Origin of the sequence: Arenivirga flava, from assembly GCF_030161575.1 — a bacterium.
In the GTDB taxonomy this organism is placed as follows: Bacteria; Actinomycetota; Actinomycetes; order Actinomycetales; family Microbacteriaceae; genus Arenivirga; species Arenivirga flava.
The window spans coordinates 1986643-2002687 of the sequence record NZ_BSUL01000001.1 but is presented as its reverse complement, the minus strand read 5'-3'; the positions used below and the strand labels follow the sequence as shown (position 1 = coordinate 2002687).

21 protein-coding genes are annotated in these 16045 nt (G+C 71.8%); 14 read left to right on the top strand and 7 right to left on the bottom strand.

All coding sequences use genetic code 11. The annotated features are described in order from the left end of the window. Positions 1-245: 245 nt before the first annotated feature. Entirely contained in the window at positions 246-908 is a 663-nt protein-coding gene (locus tag QQK26_RS09695) for a peroxiredoxin-like family protein (RefSeq protein ID WP_284232156.1), read from the bottom strand. 283 nt (positions 909-1191) lie between these two features. Here QQK26_RS09695 and QQK26_RS09690 point away from each other — a divergent pair, with 283 nt between their 5' ends. Further along, the gene (locus QQK26_RS09690; RefSeq protein ID WP_284232154.1) at positions 1192-1395 is read left to right on the top strand and encodes a hypothetical protein; all 204 of its coding nucleotides are present in this window, start codon (positions 1192-1194) and stop codon (positions 1393-1395) included. 14 nt (positions 1396-1409) lie between these two features. On the opposite strand, the gene QQK26_RS09685 is transcribed toward QQK26_RS09690, so the two are convergent. Then, positions 1410-1793 carry a MarR family winged helix-turn-helix transcriptional regulator gene (locus QQK26_RS09685; RefSeq protein WP_284232152.1) on the bottom strand — a complete coding sequence of 128 codons (384 nt, stop codon included), beginning with the start codon at positions 1791-1793 and terminating at the stop codon, positions 1410-1412. A gap of 409 nt (positions 1794-2202) precedes the next feature. Between QQK26_RS09685 and QQK26_RS09680 the strand changes: the two genes are divergently transcribed. From QQK26_RS09680 to QQK26_RS09650, 7 genes are all read left to right on the top strand, one after another. Continuing rightward, positions 2203-2553, top strand: a complete 351-nt coding sequence (locus QQK26_RS09680) for a hypothetical protein (protein ID WP_284232150.1) — start codon at positions 2203-2205, stop codon at positions 2551-2553. Then, complete coding sequence (locus QQK26_RS09675; protein WP_284232148.1) at positions 2550-2786, top strand: hypothetical protein; 237 nt, start codon at positions 2550-2552, stop codon at positions 2784-2786. Before QQK26_RS09680 ends, QQK26_RS09675 begins: the two co-directional genes overlap by 4 nt. 175 nt (positions 2787-2961) lie before the next feature. Further along, positions 2962-3978, top strand: a complete 1017-nt coding sequence (locus QQK26_RS09670) for a helix-turn-helix transcriptional regulator (protein ID WP_284232146.1) — start codon at positions 2962-2964, stop codon at positions 3976-3978. A 31-nt stretch (positions 3979-4009) separates the two neighbouring features. Continuing rightward, positions 4010-4552, top strand: a complete 543-nt coding sequence (locus QQK26_RS09665; RefSeq protein WP_284232143.1) for an HdeD family acid-resistance protein — start codon at positions 4010-4012, stop codon at positions 4550-4552. Positions 4553-4835: 283 nt separating this feature from the next. Then, positions 4836-5798, top strand: coding sequence for an IS481 family transposase (locus QQK26_RS09660; protein WP_284229504.1), 963 nt, complete (start codon positions 4836-4838; stop codon positions 5796-5798). A 272-nt stretch (positions 5799-6070) separates the two neighbouring features. Then, the gene (locus QQK26_RS09655; protein WP_284232141.1) at positions 6071-6415 is read left to right on the top strand and encodes a MerR family transcriptional regulator; all 345 of its coding nucleotides are present in this window, start codon (positions 6071-6073) and stop codon (positions 6413-6415) included. 62 nt (positions 6416-6477) lie between these two features. Next, on the top strand, positions 6478-7113 hold the full coding sequence (locus tag QQK26_RS09650; protein ID WP_284232127.1) for a GNAT family N-acetyltransferase: 636 nt from the start codon (positions 6478-6480) through the stop codon (positions 7111-7113). Between the two features lie 87 nt (positions 7114-7200). Here the strand turns inward: QQK26_RS09650 and QQK26_RS09645 are convergent, their stop codons facing one another. From QQK26_RS09645 to QQK26_RS09630, 4 genes are all read right to left on the bottom strand, one after another. Continuing rightward, a complete protein-coding gene (locus QQK26_RS09645) occupies positions 7201-8292 on the bottom strand; it encodes a PAS domain-containing sensor histidine kinase (protein WP_284232124.1) in 1092 nt (363 codons plus the stop codon). A 473-nt stretch (positions 8293-8765) separates the two neighbouring features. Further along, positions 8766-9002, bottom strand: coding sequence for a hypothetical protein (locus tag QQK26_RS09640; RefSeq protein ID WP_284232122.1), 237 nt, complete (start codon positions 9000-9002; stop codon positions 8766-8768). Positions 9003-9004: 2 nt separating this feature from the next. Next, positions 9005-9352 (bottom strand): hypothetical protein, encoded by a 348-nt coding sequence (locus QQK26_RS09635; RefSeq protein WP_284232120.1) that lies wholly within the window; start codon positions 9350-9352, stop codon positions 9005-9007. Between the two features lie 17 nt (positions 9353-9369). Continuing rightward, positions 9370-9696: a hypothetical protein gene (locus tag QQK26_RS09630; protein WP_284232118.1), complete on the bottom strand. Its 327-nt coding sequence runs from the start codon at positions 9694-9696 to the stop codon at positions 9370-9372. Positions 9697-9933: 237 nt separating this feature from the next. Between QQK26_RS09630 and QQK26_RS09625 the strand changes: the two genes are divergently transcribed. From QQK26_RS09625 to QQK26_RS09600, 6 genes are all read left to right on the top strand, one after another. Next, entirely contained in the window at positions 9934-10341 is a 408-nt protein-coding gene (locus QQK26_RS09625) for a hypothetical protein (protein WP_284232116.1), read from the top strand. A 64-nt stretch (positions 10342-10405) separates the two neighbouring features. Next, positions 10406-11380 carry a helix-turn-helix transcriptional regulator gene (locus tag QQK26_RS09620; protein WP_284232114.1) on the top strand — a complete coding sequence of 325 codons (975 nt, stop codon included), beginning with the start codon at positions 10406-10408 and terminating at the stop codon, positions 11378-11380. 99 nt (positions 11381-11479) lie between these two features. After that, positions 11480-11686 carry a hypothetical protein gene (locus QQK26_RS09615; protein ID WP_284232112.1) on the top strand — a complete coding sequence of 69 codons (207 nt, stop codon included), beginning with the start codon at positions 11480-11482 and terminating at the stop codon, positions 11684-11686. A gap of 178 nt (positions 11687-11864) precedes the next feature. Next, a complete protein-coding gene (locus QQK26_RS09610; RefSeq protein ID WP_348520006.1) occupies positions 11865-12332 on the top strand; it encodes a CarD family transcriptional regulator in 468 nt (155 codons plus the stop codon). 72 nt (positions 12333-12404) lie between these two features. Next, positions 12405-13649: a Gfo/Idh/MocA family protein gene (locus QQK26_RS09605; RefSeq protein ID WP_284232109.1), complete on the top strand. Its 1245-nt coding sequence runs from the start codon at positions 12405-12407 to the stop codon at positions 13647-13649. Between the two features lie 5 nt (positions 13650-13654). Next, on the top strand, positions 13655-14659 hold the full coding sequence (locus QQK26_RS09600) for a LacI family DNA-binding transcriptional regulator (protein ID WP_284232107.1): 1005 nt from the start codon (positions 13655-13657) through the stop codon (positions 14657-14659). 65 nt (positions 14660-14724) lie between these two features. Here QQK26_RS09600 and QQK26_RS09595 read toward each other — a convergent pair whose 3' ends face one another. Beyond that, positions 14725-15939 carry a CE1 family esterase gene (locus QQK26_RS09595; RefSeq protein ID WP_284232105.1) on the bottom strand — a complete coding sequence of 405 codons (1215 nt, stop codon included), beginning with the start codon at positions 15937-15939 and terminating at the stop codon, positions 14725-14727. Positions 15940-16045 lie beyond the last annotated feature (106 nt).

Sequence of the window (16045 nt, the reverse complement as noted above, 5' to 3'; positions counted from 1 at the left end):
GAGGACGCCGGTGCGTGCGGCGACCAGGAGCGCGCTCAGTCCTCCTCGGCCCAGGCCGCGGCGAAGCGGTGGTCGGCGGCAGCGCCTCCGCGACCGCTCAGGCCGGACCCGCCTCGCAGGTGAGGTCGCCGTGGTAGTCGAAGACCTCGCCGAGGGCGCGCTGGTAGACGGAGGGCACGGGGCCAGCCTGGGGTGCCGGGCTCGTGCGCGCCTGCGAGCGGACGGCGCAGGGCCGGCCCCGACCGTCAGCCCCGGATCGCCTCGACCGCGTCGAGGATCGTCGCGACCTCGGTGCGGGCGGTGTAGTCGACCTGGATGTCGACGAAGCGGATCACGCCGGCCTCGTCGATGACGAACACGGACGGGAAGGGTACCGCCGCCGTCGCATCGGTGTTGCTGTCGGCGACGTCGAAGCCGAGCTGCGCGTGCGCCTCCCGCGCCTCCGGACTGGGGGCGGTGACGATGCCGAGCGCGGCGGCGAGACCGTTGCCCGGATCGGAGAGCACCGGGAAGGCGAGTTCGCCGTTCGCGACCGCCCGTTCGGAACCCTCGGGGGTCTGCGGCGAGACGGCGATGAGCTGGGCGCCGCGGGACTCGAGCTCGGGCAGCAGCTCCTGCTGGTAGGTGCGCAGCGTGAGATTGCAGTACGGGCACCAGGCTCCGCGGTAGAAGACGACCACCGAGACCCGGCCGTCCAGCACCGTGCCGAGCGGCGCTCCCGTTCCGGAGGGTGTCAGCAGGTCCGCCTGCGGCACGGTGTCGCCGACGCCTGCGGCGCCCGCGGGCCGCCCGGCGCTGCGCAGTGCGGCCTGCTCGTCGTCGAAGACGGACGAGAGCTCCGGTCCGATCTGGGCGGCGAAGCCCTCGTTGAACGTGTCGACCTGCTGGGCGATGGTCTGCTCGGGCATGAGGGCTCCTCCTGGCTCGGATGGACGTCGGGTGCGTCGCTGCGGGGGAGCATAGGCGCGCCGACGAACGCCGAGCCATGCTGGCGACTCGGGGCGTCATCTCGACGCGCGCCGTCCTGCGCAGCCGCACGAGTGGCTGCGTGATGGACCGCGGTCATCCGCGCACGCAGGCGGCAGGTGCTGGGCCATGCGCGAGGACTTATCGCGCCGCGCGGCTGGTAGACATGGGGACATGAGTGCGTCGACCAGCGATCTGGGTTTCGATCCCGAGGACCGTACGACCGTGGCTGATACGCCGGCGGTCGCCTACGAGGCGGTCGTCGCGAAGCTGTCGGCCGAGCATCCGGAGCTCAGCGTCGTCGAGGTCGAGGCGATGGTGCAGAGCGAGAACGAGGCGCACCTCGGCGGCGCGCCGTTGGTGGTGCCGGAAGAGGTCGTCAGCAACGTCGAGGAGCTCATCGAGGAGCGTGACCAGGCCGACACCTGAGCGACTGTGCGTCCTCAGCGCTGGGGGAGGCTGGCGACTGCCGAGGTCAGCAGCTCTGCGAATGCGGCTGCGGCGTCAGGGTCGCTGTCGGCGAGGCTCGCGGCGAGGTCGTGGTCGAAGTGCCTGAGTGCGATCCAGGGCTCGCTGTCGAGGTCGGCGGTGACGGTGATGGTGGTGGATCGACGGTCGTTCGCGTCGATCTCGCGCGCCACGGCGCCTTTGTCGATGAGCCGGTTCGTCAGGGTCGTCACCCCCGCTGAGGTGATCCCGAGGTAGCCGCGCAGGTCGCCGGGCCGCGTGTCCGGGTGCGTGGCGATGTAGAGCAGCGCGCGTGCATCGAGGTCGCCGAGACCGAGCGCCTTGCGTGCGCGGAGCAGCGCCGCGTTGCGTGCCTCCACGAACGCATGGAGGGCGTCAGCGAGGGGCGTGGTGGTGCTCTGAGTCGTGGTCATCGCTGCTCGAGGCGTCTCGTGTCGGTGCTGCAGGTCACTGCGGTCGTGGTCCACGGTACAACGAGCACTGAGTTAACAAAATAAGCGCGGAAGAAAATTAGGTAATTTTGTGAGATACCGCTAGCATCTGATCATCAGCGAGCGTGCGCTGCTCCGCGACAACCGACCGCCCGGTTCGGCCACCCGAGCATTCCGGCGACTGATCGGAGCGCCGCGTTCGACGCGGAGAGAGTCGGGATCGTGTACGACGCCGCCGCGCCACGCATCATCTCACCGGTTCCGCCCACCGGCTGCGTCCTGCAGCCCACCGCATCACCCGCGCGTTGACACGCCTTCATCTCGAACGGACCACCCCGTGACGCACCTCCCGACCATCCAGAACATGGGCCGCGATGCCGCGCTCGAGGCTCACAGCGTCTCGGTCTTCGCGCTCGCCGCGGGTCCTCAGGCCGGCTGCACCGTGATCGAGATCATCAACGCGCACCAGCACGTGATCGCCCGTACGGTGACCGACCGCGACGGCACTCGGGAGGCGCTCGCGGATGCCGTCTTGGAGCACAGTGCGCTCGAGCGGTGCGCGAGCTTCTCGATCGTTCCGGCCAAGCGCCACAAGCGCATCGCCGCCCTGGTGGCATTGCGTGCGAGCTCGACCGGCACCACCCTCGGCGCACTGCGCACTCGGAGCGGGTTGGAGCACAGCGCGTGAAGCCGCCACGGCTGAACGTGATCGCCGATCCACCGATCGTGCGTGTCGCGGCACTGCTCCACCGGCTCGAGCGTGGCTTCCCCGAACTGTCCCGCCAGCGGATCCTCGACATCGTGCTCGCCGAGCACGACGCCATCACCGGCGGCACGCCGGTCGCGGTCCCGCAGGCCGTCGAGGCCGCGGCCGTCGAGAGCCTGCAGCGTCGCCGCAGCGCGGCACGCGATGCGGACTGACGCCTGCGATGGCGGTCCGGGCGACCGTCACGCGAGCTGCGCGGCAGCGATGCTGCCGTGCGGAACCGCCCGTTCCTCGGTAGGGGTGCCGAGGAGAGGGGCCGCCGCCGACCGACGCGAGACCAGCCGAGGGGGCGTGCGGCCCCGCGAGAGGGATCGGGGACGAGGAGCGCTCATGGGTGGGTTCCATGACCGGCCGCAGCGCTACGACGTTGCGAGCAGCGACCCGGATACGGCTCGCGCGTTCTTCGAGCGCGACTACAACGGCCGCGACTGCCACTTCGACGCCGAAGACGGCGAGCCGTTCCTCGCCCGCAGCGCGGGCGTCGGCGATGACGTCCTGCAACTGCGCAGCAACGCCGTACGCGGGACGCTTCGCGGTTCCTTCGTGCTCCCCGGCATGTACGCGGTCGTCTGGCTGACCGCCGGCTCCGGAACCGTCGCCATCGGTGCCGAAGGCCTCGAAGCCCAGATCGGGCAGCCGCTGGTCCTCCCGCCCCACCGTTCCATCCACTTCGATGCACGCCACCTGCGGGAGAGCAGCATCCTCATCGATGCCTCGTACCTCGAGGATCGAGCAGGAGCGCTCGCGAACGCTGCACCGGGAGCGCTGCATTTCGGCCTCCAGCCACCCGGCGAGGCTGCGAGGGCGGCGTGGGCGCGTGCGGTCCTCGCGGCAGCGCGCGTGCTCTTCGACCCGGAGGCGACCGGTGCGGCCATGACCGACGTGAAGCGCAGCACCGCCGATGCGCTCCTCTCCCTCTTCCCGCACACCATCGCCGCGGACGACGAGGACGCACCGGTCGTGCGCACGTCGCGCGCGAGGCGAGCGGTCGCGTTCATGCACGCCAACGCCCACCGGCCGCTCACGATCGAGCAGATCGCCGTGGCGTGCGCGCTCACGCCGCGCGGCCTGCAGGACGCCTACCGGCGTCTGTTCGGCATCACGCCGCTGCAGCACCTGCGGCGCATCCGGCTCGACCGGGCACGTGACGACTTCCAGGCCCCGATCGGAGCCGACCGGACGGTGCACGAGGTCGCCCGGCGATGGCAGATGATGCACCTCGGCCGGTTCTCCGGCTACTACGCCGACCGATTCGGAGAACAACCCAGCGACACGATCCGGCGGGCTCGTGCGGCACCCCTGAATGCGGCCTGGCCGCGCAGCATGCGCTGCCCGGCCGGCCCCTAGCCTGGAGCTCATCGACCCCGAGGAGCACAGCATGACCGCAGAAGCGCCGATCGAACGTCCCGCGACGATGCAGCGCGGCTGGGTCATCGGGACCGCCGTGGCCGGGATCCTGCTCGGCATCATCGGTCTCCTCGTCCCGCCGGCAGCCCTGCTCGGCATCGCCCTGGTGTTCGGCATCTCCTTGATCGTCATCGGCACGGCGCGCCTGGTGCTCGCGTTCTCGATCACCGATCTGGAGCGGCGAGAGCGCTGGTTCCTCGGACTGCTCGGCGCACTAGTCACCGTCGCCGGCGTGCTCGTGCTCAGCAACCCGTGGCAATCGCTCATCGTGCTGGGCATCGTGATCGGACTGGGCTGGATCGCCGATGGCGTCGCCAGCATCGCCGTCGCCACGCAGGGCTTCTCGGCTCGAGCCCGCTGGCTCCCCGTGATCGCCGGCATCGTGTCGATCGTCGCCGGAGTCATCGTCATGATCTTCCCCGCGACCGGGCTGACGACCTTCGTGCTCGTCGCGGCGATCCTGCTGATCCTCGTCGGCGTGGCGACCCTGTTCCTCCTGCCGAAGCGCAGCTGAGGCCGAGCCGACGCGCCCATCCGGCATCGAACCGTCCGGGCCGGAAGGCTCGGCGGGTGCTCGTCCGCTCGCCCGCTCGCCCCGGGCAGGGCCCGAGGGGTGACGAACGCGGCGGTGATGGCGCCGATCGAGTTGCGCTGATGGCAAGCCGTCGGGCGTCCGGAGGCTCGGACCGGTGTGCGCTAGATGTACTTCCTTGGGAGGTTGTGAACGTTGGGGGCGTTAGCGAAGGCCTCCGGGACGATGTGAGTTACGACACACATCACCATCCACGGAGGCCTTCGTGACCCACGCTAACGCGCCATTCACCCCGGAGGGCAGGACTCGTCTTGCCCGGTTGATCGTCGAGGAGGGCTGGTCGGTGCGCCGTGCTGCGGAGCGGTTTCAGTGCTCGCCCGCGACCGCGTCGCGTTGGGCTGCCCGGTTCCGGGCCGGGCAGGCGATGACGGACCGGTCCTCAACGCCGCATCGTTCGCCATCGCGGACGACGCGGCGGCGGGAGCGGCGGATCGTCGCGCTGAGGTTCACCCGCCGTTGGGGTCCGCACCGCATCGGCTACCACTTGCGCATCCCGCGCTCCACGGTCGAGCGGGTCCTGGCCCGCTACCGGATGCCACGCCTGGTGCATCTCGATCAGGCCACCGGGCTCCCCGTTCGCAAGGCTGCCCCGGTCCGGATGGAGGCGACCCGGCCGGGCGAGCTGGTCCACATCGATATCAAGAAGCTCGGGCGCATCCCTGACGGCGGCGGGCACCGGATGCTCGGCCGCACGGTCGGGAACCGGCACAACAAGAAGCGGGGCCGGGGTTACGCGTTCCTGCATCACGCGATCGACAGCTACTCGAGGTTGGTCTACTCCGAGCAGCACACGGACGAGCGCAAGGAGACCGCGGCCGGGTTCTGGTTGCGGGCGCGGGCGTTCTTCGAGACCGCGGGCTTCACCGTCAGCGCGGTGATGACCGATAACGGCTCTTGCTACCGCTCCCGCGTCTTCGCGACGGCGCTCGGCGACGTCAAGCATCGACGCACCCGCCCCTATCGGCCACAGACGAACGGGAAGGTCGAGCGCTTCAACCGCACCCTCGCGACCGAGTGGGCCTACGAACGGCTCTACTCCACCGACGAAGCCCGCTCAGCGACCTACGTCGACTGGATCCACCACTACAACCACCACCGGCCCCACACCGGGATCGGCGGGCTCACGCCCGCCGACCGCGTTCACAACCTCACTGGGAACTACAGCTAGACCGCCCCACCCGTGCATCGCCCGGCCGGCCAGGGGCGGGGTCGGCGCGCGACGAGCTCGAAACCGGCACGCTCGCTTCGGCCGGGCCCGTCCGTCGAGGCAGCGATGGTCGACTGCGTGGTCGACGAAGCACGCGGGCGGCGACGGCTCCCGGAGGGCGAGGCGGCGCCTGTGCGGTCGTGTCGCCGCAATGGGGGATGGTGCTCGGCGCCCGTCGGGCGCAGACTTCGTGCACTCGACTCATCGTGAGCCGGCTGTCGGCAGGAGGCACGATGAGCCCACCGGAGCAGCTGCATATCGGCGAGGTGGCCCGGATGACCGGGCTGAGCGTCGGAATGCTCCGCAACTACGAGGTCGAGGGTCTGCTGCGCACGCAGCGGGACCGGCAGGGTGACCGTCTCTACGGTGTCGCCGATCTCGCGCGGATCGAGGTCATCCGCGCACTCTCGCTGGCTGGGATGCCGCTCCTCGCGATCGCCGCCTTCCTGGCTCCCGGAGGTCGCGATGCAGGAACGGAGCAGGCGGGGCGAGCTGCGCTGGCCGAGCAGGTCGGCGCGCTGGAAGTCCGCCTGGCATCGATCACGGCGGCCCTCGACGCGCTGCGGGGCTTCCTGTAACCCGTCGAGCGGTAGGTTGCAGTGCATCGCGCGGCGATGCCGCCGGCGAGACGGGAGGGTTCATGAGCCCCGCAGTGCGTGCCGCGGCACGCGGCGACGTGCCAGCGGTCGCCGAACTGCTCGCTGCATCCCTGACGCGGGACGCCTTCTTCGCGCAGCTGCTCCCCGACCCGACGCAGGACGGCGGTTTCGGGGCTCTGCAGTTCTTCTCCGCCTACGCGATGACGCACCTGGGCCGGGATCGTGCGCTCGACGTCGTCGTCGACGATGACGAGCGCGTGCTCGGCGTCGCAGCGTGGACGTACCGGCCGAGAGGTCGCAGCAGCCTCGTATCGAGGCAGACCGGGCTGTCGGTGCGGTACCTGCGCAGCATCGGCCCCCGGCGACTCATCCGCGCCGTCGCGCTGCGGCGGGGGCTCGAGTACCGACGCCCGCACGGGACGCACTGGTGGCTGTCGGCAATCGCCGTCAGTCCGGTCTCCCGTGGCGGCGGTCTCGCGAAAACGCTCCTGCAGCACCGCCTCGCACGCATCGACGCAGCCGGTGAGGCGGCGTACGCCGAGGCGACCGACGTCGAGATCCGCGAGCTGCTCCTCCGGTTCCGGTTCCTCCCGCACGAGACGCCCGGCATCGAGCCGGACTACCCGATGCAATCGATGACGCGCGAGCCCTACCGTGCGCCGCGCCGGTACGACTGACCCCCGCGCAGTGGCACCGACGCGGGGGCCGATGAGCTCGGTCGCATCGCGATGGGCGGTGCGTCAGCGGAGCTGCAGCGGTGCCGGTCAGTCTGCAGGAGCGGTCTGCAGCGTCGTTGCGCGCAGCGTGACGGTCGCGGTGGTTCCGACGCCGACGGTGCTGCGGAGACGGACGGTGGCGTTCTGGCGGTCGAGGAGGCGTTTGACGCTGGCGAGTCCGAGTCCGCTACCGCCGTCATCGCTGTCGGCGAGTGCGCCGCGCTCGTGGGCGTCGAAGATCGTGTTCAGATCGTCGGCTTCGATGCCGCGACCCGTGTCGGTGATCGTGATGCTGACGTCGTCGCCGTACCGCCTCGCGGCGATCGCGACGGTCTCGTCGCTGTACTTCAGCGCGTTCTCGATGAGGTTCGCGAGGCTGCGGCGCAGACCGGTCGCTTCGGCGGTCACGAGGACCGCGTCGCCGGTGATGGTGATGCGGGCGTAGGGGTCGGTGGGCAGCACCATCATCACGGCTGCGTCGATCTGCTCGCGCACATCGAGCGGTTCGAGCCTCGTCGCGAGGTCGCTCGGTTCCTCCCTGGTGGCGAAGGTGCGCAGCTGACGTGCCATGGCGACCAGGTGATCGCTGACCTGCTGCAGGCGCTCGATGTGTCCGTACGGATCCGCGGTGGTCTCAGCGAGGAGATCGACACGCCCTTGCAGGGCGGTGATGGGGGAGAGGAAGTCGTGCACGAACGTCTCGAGGAACACCTGCCGCGCCTCGTCGTGACGCTTCGTGGGAGTCAGGTCGCGGGTGATCTTCATGAACCCCGTCGTGCCGCCGCTGTCGTCGCGCAGCGCGGTGATGACGAGATTCGCCCAGAACACGGATCCGTCGGCGCGCACCCGCCATCCGGTGTCCTCGACGAACCCCTCGGCCTCGGCGATCGCCAGGAGGCGGTACGGGAGGTTCTTCGCGCGGTCCTCCGGTCGGTAGAAGCGTTCGAAGCTGCTGCCGATGATCTCCTCGGCGCGGTAGCCCTTGATGCGTTCAGCGCCCGCATTGAACTCGCACACGATGCCGTCGCGGTCCAGGCGGACGATCGCCAGCGACGTCACCTGGGCTGTCCAGCTCTGCGAGGACGGATCGCTGACGGACGCGCCGTCAGGCGCACCGGGGGCCGGGGTGTCGCGTGTCACGAGTGAGTCCTTCTCAAGAGCGGTGGCGGGCCCGGTCGAAGCGAGGCGCTGGCCAGCGGGGGGGGTCCACGGAGGATGCCGGCGCTCCTGCGGCGGCCGTCGGGACCGGGAGGTCGAGCGGTGGAGCCGCTGCATCTGTGCGTCGATCCTAGGAGGACGCGGGTGATCGTCGGCGTCACCGCGGGTCGCCATGACGGTGAGTGTGATGCCGGTGTCAGCGGATGATCAGCCGGCCGGCAGATGGCGAACGCGCGGGGAGTGCGGCGAGCCGCCGGAGAGGACGGCGCCGGGTCGCCCCGTGACGGTCGTCCCCGCCGTGGAACGGCCACGTCCACGCCGATCGGGCTGGTGCCGAGGATGTGCACAGAGAGGAGGTCCTCTCTCCCGGCACCCCTACCGGGAGAGAGGATCGTGGTGCGCCGCACCCCTGCGGCGCACGTGTCGTGGGGGCCACCCGAGGCCCGCGCACGAGTTCAGGGGGTCATCGCGCGCTGGGGCGTGCTGGCGGCGGTGTCGTCGCGGATGCGGCGGATCGCGGTGAGCAGCTCGGTGTCGTTCAGGCGCAGGGCGGTGTGCTCGGTGCGCACGTCGAGGAAGTCGAGGCGCAGGCGGGCTGAGCGTCGCGGGCTGCGGCGCTCGAGGAGGTCGAGCGCATCGCGGGTGGCGTCGAGCTCGGCGGCGAGATCGGGGGTGTCGGCGAGGGTGCTCACGGTCAGGCGGAGATGTCGTGGCGGTCGCGGATGGACTCCAGGGTGCCGCGGGAGTCGCTCGGGCGGGGGATGACCATGGCGGCGCTGCGCTTGCCGCGACCGATGGGTTCGATGGCCCAGGCCGCGCAGCGCTCGAGGGGGCTGCGCGCGAGGGTCATGTCGGCGATGTCCTCACGGGCGCCGGGCGCGGCGACGATGCTGCGGGCGAGCACGACGCGGTGCTCGTCGAGCGCTTCGACGACGGTCATGCCCGCTTGGGGGCCGTCGCTCATCTGGTAGGTGGAGACGTGGTCGACGGCGATGGCGAGCTCGCGGGGCATCTCGTGCACGGTGGGGATGGTGGTGTTCACGATGGTGTTCTCCTCGTTCAGGCGAGCAGGGTGAGCATGCCGGTCACGGCGATGCCGGTACTGGCGAGGGCGGCGATGCCGGTGGCGATCATGACGACGTGCGCTCGCAGGCGGCGCCGGGTCTCGTGGCGCTCGAGCGCTCCGGGCTCGAGGGCCGCGCGGGCGTCGCGTTCGGTGTCGAAGGTCCCGATCACTGTGCCGATCGCGTCGGTGGCGATGAAGCGGCCGGCGCGCTGCTCGACGAGGCCGGCGTGCTCGCCGTCGCGCTGCGCGACCACGAGCGCGGGGGCCGGACGCTGCCAGCGCAGTCCGGCCAGTGGGGCGGTGCGCAGTGCGATGCTCATGGCGTTGTCCTCACGTCGTCGTTGCCGTCTCCCATCCGAAGGGAGTCGGCGATGTCAGTGACGCTAACGATCCTTCGATCACCTAACTGTTCGAATAGCCACATTCCGAACGCTCCCGGGCGATGCCACGCTGCAGGACGCGTTTCGGCCATTCGAGTTGCGCATCGCCAGCCGATGGCCTGCAATGGGGCCGAGCCACGGACGTGACGGTCTCGTCGGCTCGACGAGGACGATGTGATGTTGGCGGTGGTGAAGACGACGCGGAACGAACGAGGTGCGACGCCCGGGAGCGAGGCGGCGACGACGCTCGAGGACGCCCTCGTCACCGATGCGCTCCTGCCCGACTTCCTCGACCTCGCCGGACCGGCTCCGACGGTTGAGTTCGGTGTCGCCGTGACCACGGATCAGGCCGATGGCGGGGTGCTCGTCTTCGCCGAGGCGATCCTCGTCATCGATGGCGATCGGCACGACCGGGTACCGCTGAACCGGATCCTCGGATGGTCGATCGATTCCGGGGACGAGACGTTCTGCGTCGACGTGCGCAGTGCGGAGCGCACCTATCGCGCGTGCCTGCCGAACGATTTCCGGGCGCCGACGCTGAGCGCACTGCACGCCGCCCTCGGCCCAGCCGGAACGGCGCTGTGATCAGTGCCGGTCGTACGACCTGCTTCGCCTACCGAGACGCCGGTTCCGTGACATGATTCGCGAAATGGATAACGAGGTCGGCGCCGAGCGCCCTGCAGCTGCCGGCGCGGCCCGAGCTGAGATCGTCGGGCACCACATCGAGCAGGCGCGCGCGATGTACCAGGGCACCTACAACGGTCGCGGTTTCGTGATCGAACCCACCGGAGACGCCTTCGGCTTCCGGTACACCAGCGTCGGCGACGGCGAGCTGAGCCTGCGCGGCAACCTCTTCGGCGGTTCCATGCGCGGTGCGATCGAGACCGAGGGCGAGTACGTCGTCACCTGGATCACCGCCGGCGAGGGCGTGCTCGACCTCGATGGCGACCCGGTCGCGCTGCAGCACGGACGTCCGGCGATGTTCGTCAACAACCGCGACAACGCCTTCGCGTTCCACGACCACAAGCAGAACCTGATGCACTTCGACGGCGCCTTCCTCGAGCGCGTCGCCGCCGAGCACGAGGGCACCCCCGAGGGGCCGCTGCTGTTCGACACCACGGCGGTGCCCGAGGGCGACGCGCTGCGCCGTTGGGGTGCGACCGTCTCGACGGTGGCGAAGGTGCTCTACAGCGACAACGCCTCCGCCATCCTGCGCAGCGAGGCCAACCGGGCCGCGGCGATCGCGCTGCTCGAGACGTTCCCGCACGAGTCCATCGCCGCCCCACCGGAACTCACGGTCCCCGGCAACGCGCGGCTGCGCCGGGCGATCGAGTTCATGCACGCCAACGCGCACCTGCCCGTCAACGTCACCCAGATCGCCGAGGCCGCCGGTGTCTCACCGCGCGTGCTCCAGTCGGCGTTCCACAAGCACCTCGAGATCACCCCGGTCGACTATCTGCGCCGGATCCGCCTCGACCGGGTTCGCGACGACCTGCGCGCGGCGGAGCCCGGCACCGCCATCGCCGACGTCGCCCGCAACTGGGGCTTCGCGCACCTGGGCCGCTTCGCCGCCCACTACGCGGAGCGCTTCGGCGAGCTGCCCCGCGACACCCTCCACGGCTGAGCGAGGCGTGGGCCGCGCCCTGCGGGTGCGTCGACGTCCACGGCTGCTCGAGGCCGTCGCGTTCGGGTGCCGGCCAGGCTGCTCGGGCATGCTCGAGGGATGCCGAAACGCTCCAGTGCTCCGATCATCACCGCCATCTGCGCCGTGCTGCTGCTGGTCCTGTCCGCGGTCCAGCTCTTCTCCTCGATCGGCGATGACGCCCGTGCCGGCCAGTGGGTCGGCATCGGCTTGCAGGCGCTCATCGGTGCGGTCCTGCTGATCGTGACGGTACGGCAGCTCGTCGAACGGAACGTCCGGTCGACTTGACCCGGGCCGCAGAACTCCGTAGCATGCAGCAGCCCCGCGCGGGCGTGCGCCGCACCGATGGAGCGCACGTCGACATCGGCGGGAGATCGACCGGAGACGCCTCATCCGCACTGCAATCGGCAGCACCCTCGTCCACCCCCGCCACGGAGCCCTCACCGTCACCGCGCATCGCAACCGCGTGGTCGGCGGCGTCGACACCCCGATGGTCGCCCTGCACTCCGAGCTGCACCAGCTCTCGCTGCAGGTGCCCGTCGCGCAGCTCGAGGAGGTGGGCCTGCGCGAGGTCGTCGCCGGCGATCAGCTCGCCAAGCTGCGCGCGGTGCTCGGCGAGGACTTCGTCGAGGAGCCGTCGAACTGGTCGCGGCGCTTCAAGAGCTACGAGCAGAAGGTCGCGACCGGCGACATCATGCTCTTCGCCGAGGTCGTGCGCGACCTGAGCCGCCGCAACTGGGACAAGGGGGTCTCGCCGGGCGAGAAGCGCCTGCTCGAGAAGGTGCGCAAGCAGCTGATCGACGAGCTCGCCCTCGTGGACGGCATCGCCGGCGAGGAGGCCGCCGAGGCGTACCTCGACGCGGCGATCCGCGGCGAGGCCGTCTCGACGCCGAGCGACCCCGGGTCGCCCGGCTGTCGCGCACGCGCATATTGACACGAGTAAAGTCTCCGCCGATACTGGTGGCGGCGACGGCGCTGGGCCGCGCTCGCGACCTCGGGAGCTCCCATGACCTTCACCCTCGGCATCGTCGGCGCCGGCCAGTTCAGCGGCCACTTCGCGGAGCTGTTCCACCGGCATCCCGGCGTCGGCGCGATCACGGTGACCGACGTGATCGAGGGGCGAGCGGATGCGCTGGTCGCCGAGGCGGGCCTCGCCGGCACCCACGAGAGCTTCGAGGCGATGCTGGCGGATCCGGCCGTCGACGCCGTCGCCCTGTTCACGCAGCGCTGGACGCACGGTCCGCTCGTCGCGCGGGCGCTGCGCGCCGGCAAGCACGTGTACTCGGCCGTGCCGATGGCGAGCGACGCCGACGAGATCGCGGAGATCATCCGCCTCGTCCGCGAGACCGGGCTCACGTACATGATGGGCGAGACGAGCCAGTACAACCCCGCCACCGTCTTCGCCCGGCGCAAGCACGCCGAGGGCGCCTTCGGCCGCGTCTTCTACCTTGAGGGCGACTACCTGCACGACATGGACCACGGCTTCTACGACGCCTACCGCTACAGCGGCGGCGAGGGGTGGAGGGCCACGGCCAGCTACCCGCCCATGTGGTACCCGACGCACTCGATCGGCGGCGTGCTCGGCGCGATCCCGACCCACGCCGTCAGCGTGAGCTGCACCGGCATGCGCGACCACACCGACGACGGGGTGTTCGACGCCGAGGTGAGCATGTTCGGCAACGACTTCTCGAACATGACCGCGCTGTTCGAGCTCGACGGCGGTGGCTCGATGCGCATCAACGAGTTCCGGCGGGTGGGCTACCCCTCGTCGATCCGCGAGAGCCGTTTCCGCTTCTTCGGCACGGAGGGCGTGTTCGAGCAGCTCGTGCAGACCAGCGTCTGGCAGACCGGCGAGGGGGTCGAGGACGTCACCGAGCAGCTCGCCACGACCGCGACGATGGCGCACGACGACCCGCGCCTGGAGCACGTCTCGCCCGCGCTGCGCGCCGCGTTCGTCAGCGGCCACGCGCCCGTGCACGAGCAGGAGGCCGCGCGCCTGCCCGCGGAGCTCGAGGGCGCCGCCAACGGTCACGAGGGCTCGCACCACCTGCTCGTCGACGACTTCGTGCGCGCGGTCGGCACGGGCACGCTGCCCACGGTCAACGCCTGGGTCGCGGCCCGCTACACGCTGCCCGGCCTCGTGGCGATGGAGTCGGCCCGCCGCGGCGGTGAGCGGCTGCCCGTGCCCGACCACGGCGACGCCCCGGTCGCGGTGGGGGAGCGCCTGGCGCCTCGGGCCGCCGGGGTCTGAGCGGCATGCCCGAGCCCCGCCGCGTCACCCGTCGCGACGTCGCGCGCCTCGCCGGGGTCAGCGACGCCGTGGTGTCGTACACGCTCAACGGCGGGGCGCCGGTGGCCGCCGCGACGGCGGAGCGGGTGCGCGCGGCGATCGCCGAGCTCGGCTACCAGCCCAACGCGGCCGCCCGCGCCCTGCGCTCGGGGTCGTCGCGCACGATCGCGCTGCTGGCCCCGGTGGGCGGCCGGCGCATCTTCGCGAATCCGTTCTTCGCCGAGCTGGCGAGCGCGGTGGAGGACGCGGCTCGAGCCCGAGGCCTCGATCTGCTGCTCACCACCTCGACCCCGGACGAGGCGGCGCTCCACGCGAGGATGCGCGACCTCGCGGCCCGGCAGGTCGACGGCGTGCTGCTGCTCGCCGGCGCACCCGTCGACCGCGCGCCGATCGACGCGCTCGGTGTGCCCTGGCTGCTGCTCAACAGCATGGACCGAGCGGATGGAGCGGACGGCATCGGCGTGGACCTCGCCGCCGGCGCCGCGACCGCCACCGCGCACCTCGCCGCGCTGGGCCGCCGCCGCATCGCCTTCCTCGGCGACACGGGCGCGGATGCGCAGGGCCGCCAGGAGCCGCGCCGTCGGGGCTGGGAGGACGCGTGCCGCGCCGCGGGCCTGGAGCCCGGCCCCGCGATCGAGGCGGCGTACTCGCGGGAGGGCGGGCGCGCATCCGGTCGCCTGCTGACGGGGCTGGCGGAACGGCCGGATGCGGTCGTCGCCGCCTCGGACCTCATCGCCATCGGACTGCTGCGCGCCCTGCGCGACGCCGGCCTGCGGGTGCCCGAGGACGTCGCCGTCGTCGGCTTCGACGGCACCTGGGAGGGCGAGTACAGCGCACCACCGCTCACGTCGTTGCGCCAGCCGCTGGAGGCGATGGCCGAGGCCGCCCTCGACCGCCTCGCCGGCGGCGCGGCCGGTCCGGCGCTGCTGCCGGGCGAGCTCGTCGTGCGTGCGTCGAGCGGCGCCGGCTGAGGCCCCGCTCCGGCCCGGCCGCACGGTGCCGGGCGGGGAGACGGCGCGCCGCCTCCCCCATCCGGTCAGGCGCGACGGCGGCGCGCGGCTCCGACCGCGCTCGCACCGATCAGGGCGAGGCCGATGGCGAGGCTGATCGCGGCGAGGACCGACGCGGGACCGGTGGCGGCGAGCTCGCGCGGCGCCTGCTCGGCGCTCGGCGGGGCGGCGGGGGCGCTCGGCGCCGGCGACGCGACCGGCGGCTCCTCGGCGGCCGCGGTGCGCGCGTTCGCCTCGAAGAAGTCCCACATCAGCGCGGAGGCGGAGACGCTCGCGTCGGTCGCTCCCAGCGCGGAGAGGTCGACCGTGGTGCCGGGCCAGGTGTGGCCGCCGCCGGCGAGCTCGTAGTACTCGACGGCGCCGCCCTCCGCGCAGCCGGCGAAGGCGATGCGGGTGGCGGTGGCGGTCGCGGTGGTCGACGTCGGCGTCGCGTCGCAGCCGTCCAGCGCCGCCCAGCCTGCCGCGGCGGCGGCCACGCTGTAGCCCCAGCGCGGATCGGCGTTGCCGGGGTACGGGTTGACGACGTCGGCGGTGCCGTGGAAGCTCAGCACCGCCACGGGCCGCGTGGGCGCGCAGGAGCCGGCCTCGATCGTCGCGAGGGCGGCCGGGTCGGCGCGTCCGGCGCGCAGCCCGGCGACCGGCGCGACGGCGGCGAAGACATCCGCTCGGCTGCAGGCGAGGGCCGAGGCCATGCGCCCGCCGCCGGAGAAGCCGGTCGCGAAGACCGAGCCCTCGGCGACGCATCCCTGCGCGTCGATCGCCTCGACGACCGCCGTGAGGAAGGCGACGTCGTCGCGCGAGCCGTCCGGCGGGAAGGTGCCGGAGGTGAGCGGCACGCCGGGGACGTTCCAGCCCCAGTTGCCGTCCGGCAGCGTCTGCGCGAAGGCGGGCGCCCCGATCGCACCGGACGGGTTGGCCACGATGAAGCCCTCCGCGTCGGCGACGGCGGCGAGCCCGGAGATCTGCGCCTGCACGGTGCCGTTGGCGTTGGAGCCGTGCAGGTCGAGCACGAGCGGCAGCTCGCCGGTCGCGCCGGCGGGCACGTGCACGGGCACGGCGTAGGTGGCGCCGCCGAACGGCACCGGGATGCTCGAGGCGCCGGCCGGCAGCGTTCGGGTGCAGGCGTCGGCGGTGGCGGCGGATGCGGGGGCCGCGGCCGCGCCGAGGCCGGCGGCGGCGATGAGGGCGGCGACGGCGATGCCGGCGATGCCGGCGATGCGGTGCGCGGTGCGTGGGGTCACGGGTGGTCCTGTCTCGTCGTTGAGCGGATGCGCCGGACGGCGCTGCTGGAAACCTAGCGGACGCTCGGTATTCGCGACCAGGGGTGGCACGAGGCCCGTCGGCTCC

Bases quoted from the DNA above. Each gene is read 5' to 3' on its own strand.
- QQK26_RS09600 (WP_284232107.1), top strand. From the start codon at position 13,655: ATGCCCGAGCCCCGCCGCGTCACCCGTCGCGACGTCGCGCGCCTCGCC.
- QQK26_RS09650 (WP_284232127.1), top strand. From the start codon at position 6,478: ATGAGCCCCGCAGTGCGTGCCGCGGCACGCGGCGACGTGCCAGCGGTC.
- QQK26_RS09620 (WP_284232114.1), top strand. From the start codon at position 10,406: ATGGATAACGAGGTCGGCGCCGAGCGCCCTGCAGCTGCCGGCGCGGCC.
- QQK26_RS09630 (WP_284232118.1), bottom strand. From the start codon at position 9,696: ATGAGCATCGCACTGCGCACCGCCCCACTGGCCGGACTGCGCTGGCAG.
- QQK26_RS09670 (WP_284232146.1), top strand. From the start codon at position 2,962: ATGGGTGGGTTCCATGACCGGCCGCAGCGCTACGACGTTGCGAGCAGC.
- QQK26_RS09655 (WP_284232141.1), top strand. From the start codon at position 6,071: ATGAGCCCACCGGAGCAGCTGCATATCGGCGAGGTGGCCCGGATGACC.
- QQK26_RS09605 (WP_284232109.1), top strand. From the start codon at position 12,405: ATGACCTTCACCCTCGGCATCGTCGGCGCCGGCCAGTTCAGCGGCCAC.
- QQK26_RS09615 (WP_284232112.1), top strand. From the start codon at position 11,480: ATGCCGAAACGCTCCAGTGCTCCGATCATCACCGCCATCTGCGCCGTG.
- QQK26_RS09665 (WP_284232143.1), top strand. From the start codon at position 4,010: ATGACCGCAGAAGCGCCGATCGAACGTCCCGCGACGATGCAGCGCGGC.
- QQK26_RS09625 (WP_284232116.1), top strand. From the start codon at position 9,934: ATGTTGGCGGTGGTGAAGACGACGCGGAACGAACGAGGTGCGACGCCC.
- QQK26_RS09695 (WP_284232156.1), bottom strand. From the start codon at position 908: ATGCCCGAGCAGACCATCGCCCAGCAGGTCGACACGTTCAACGAGGGC.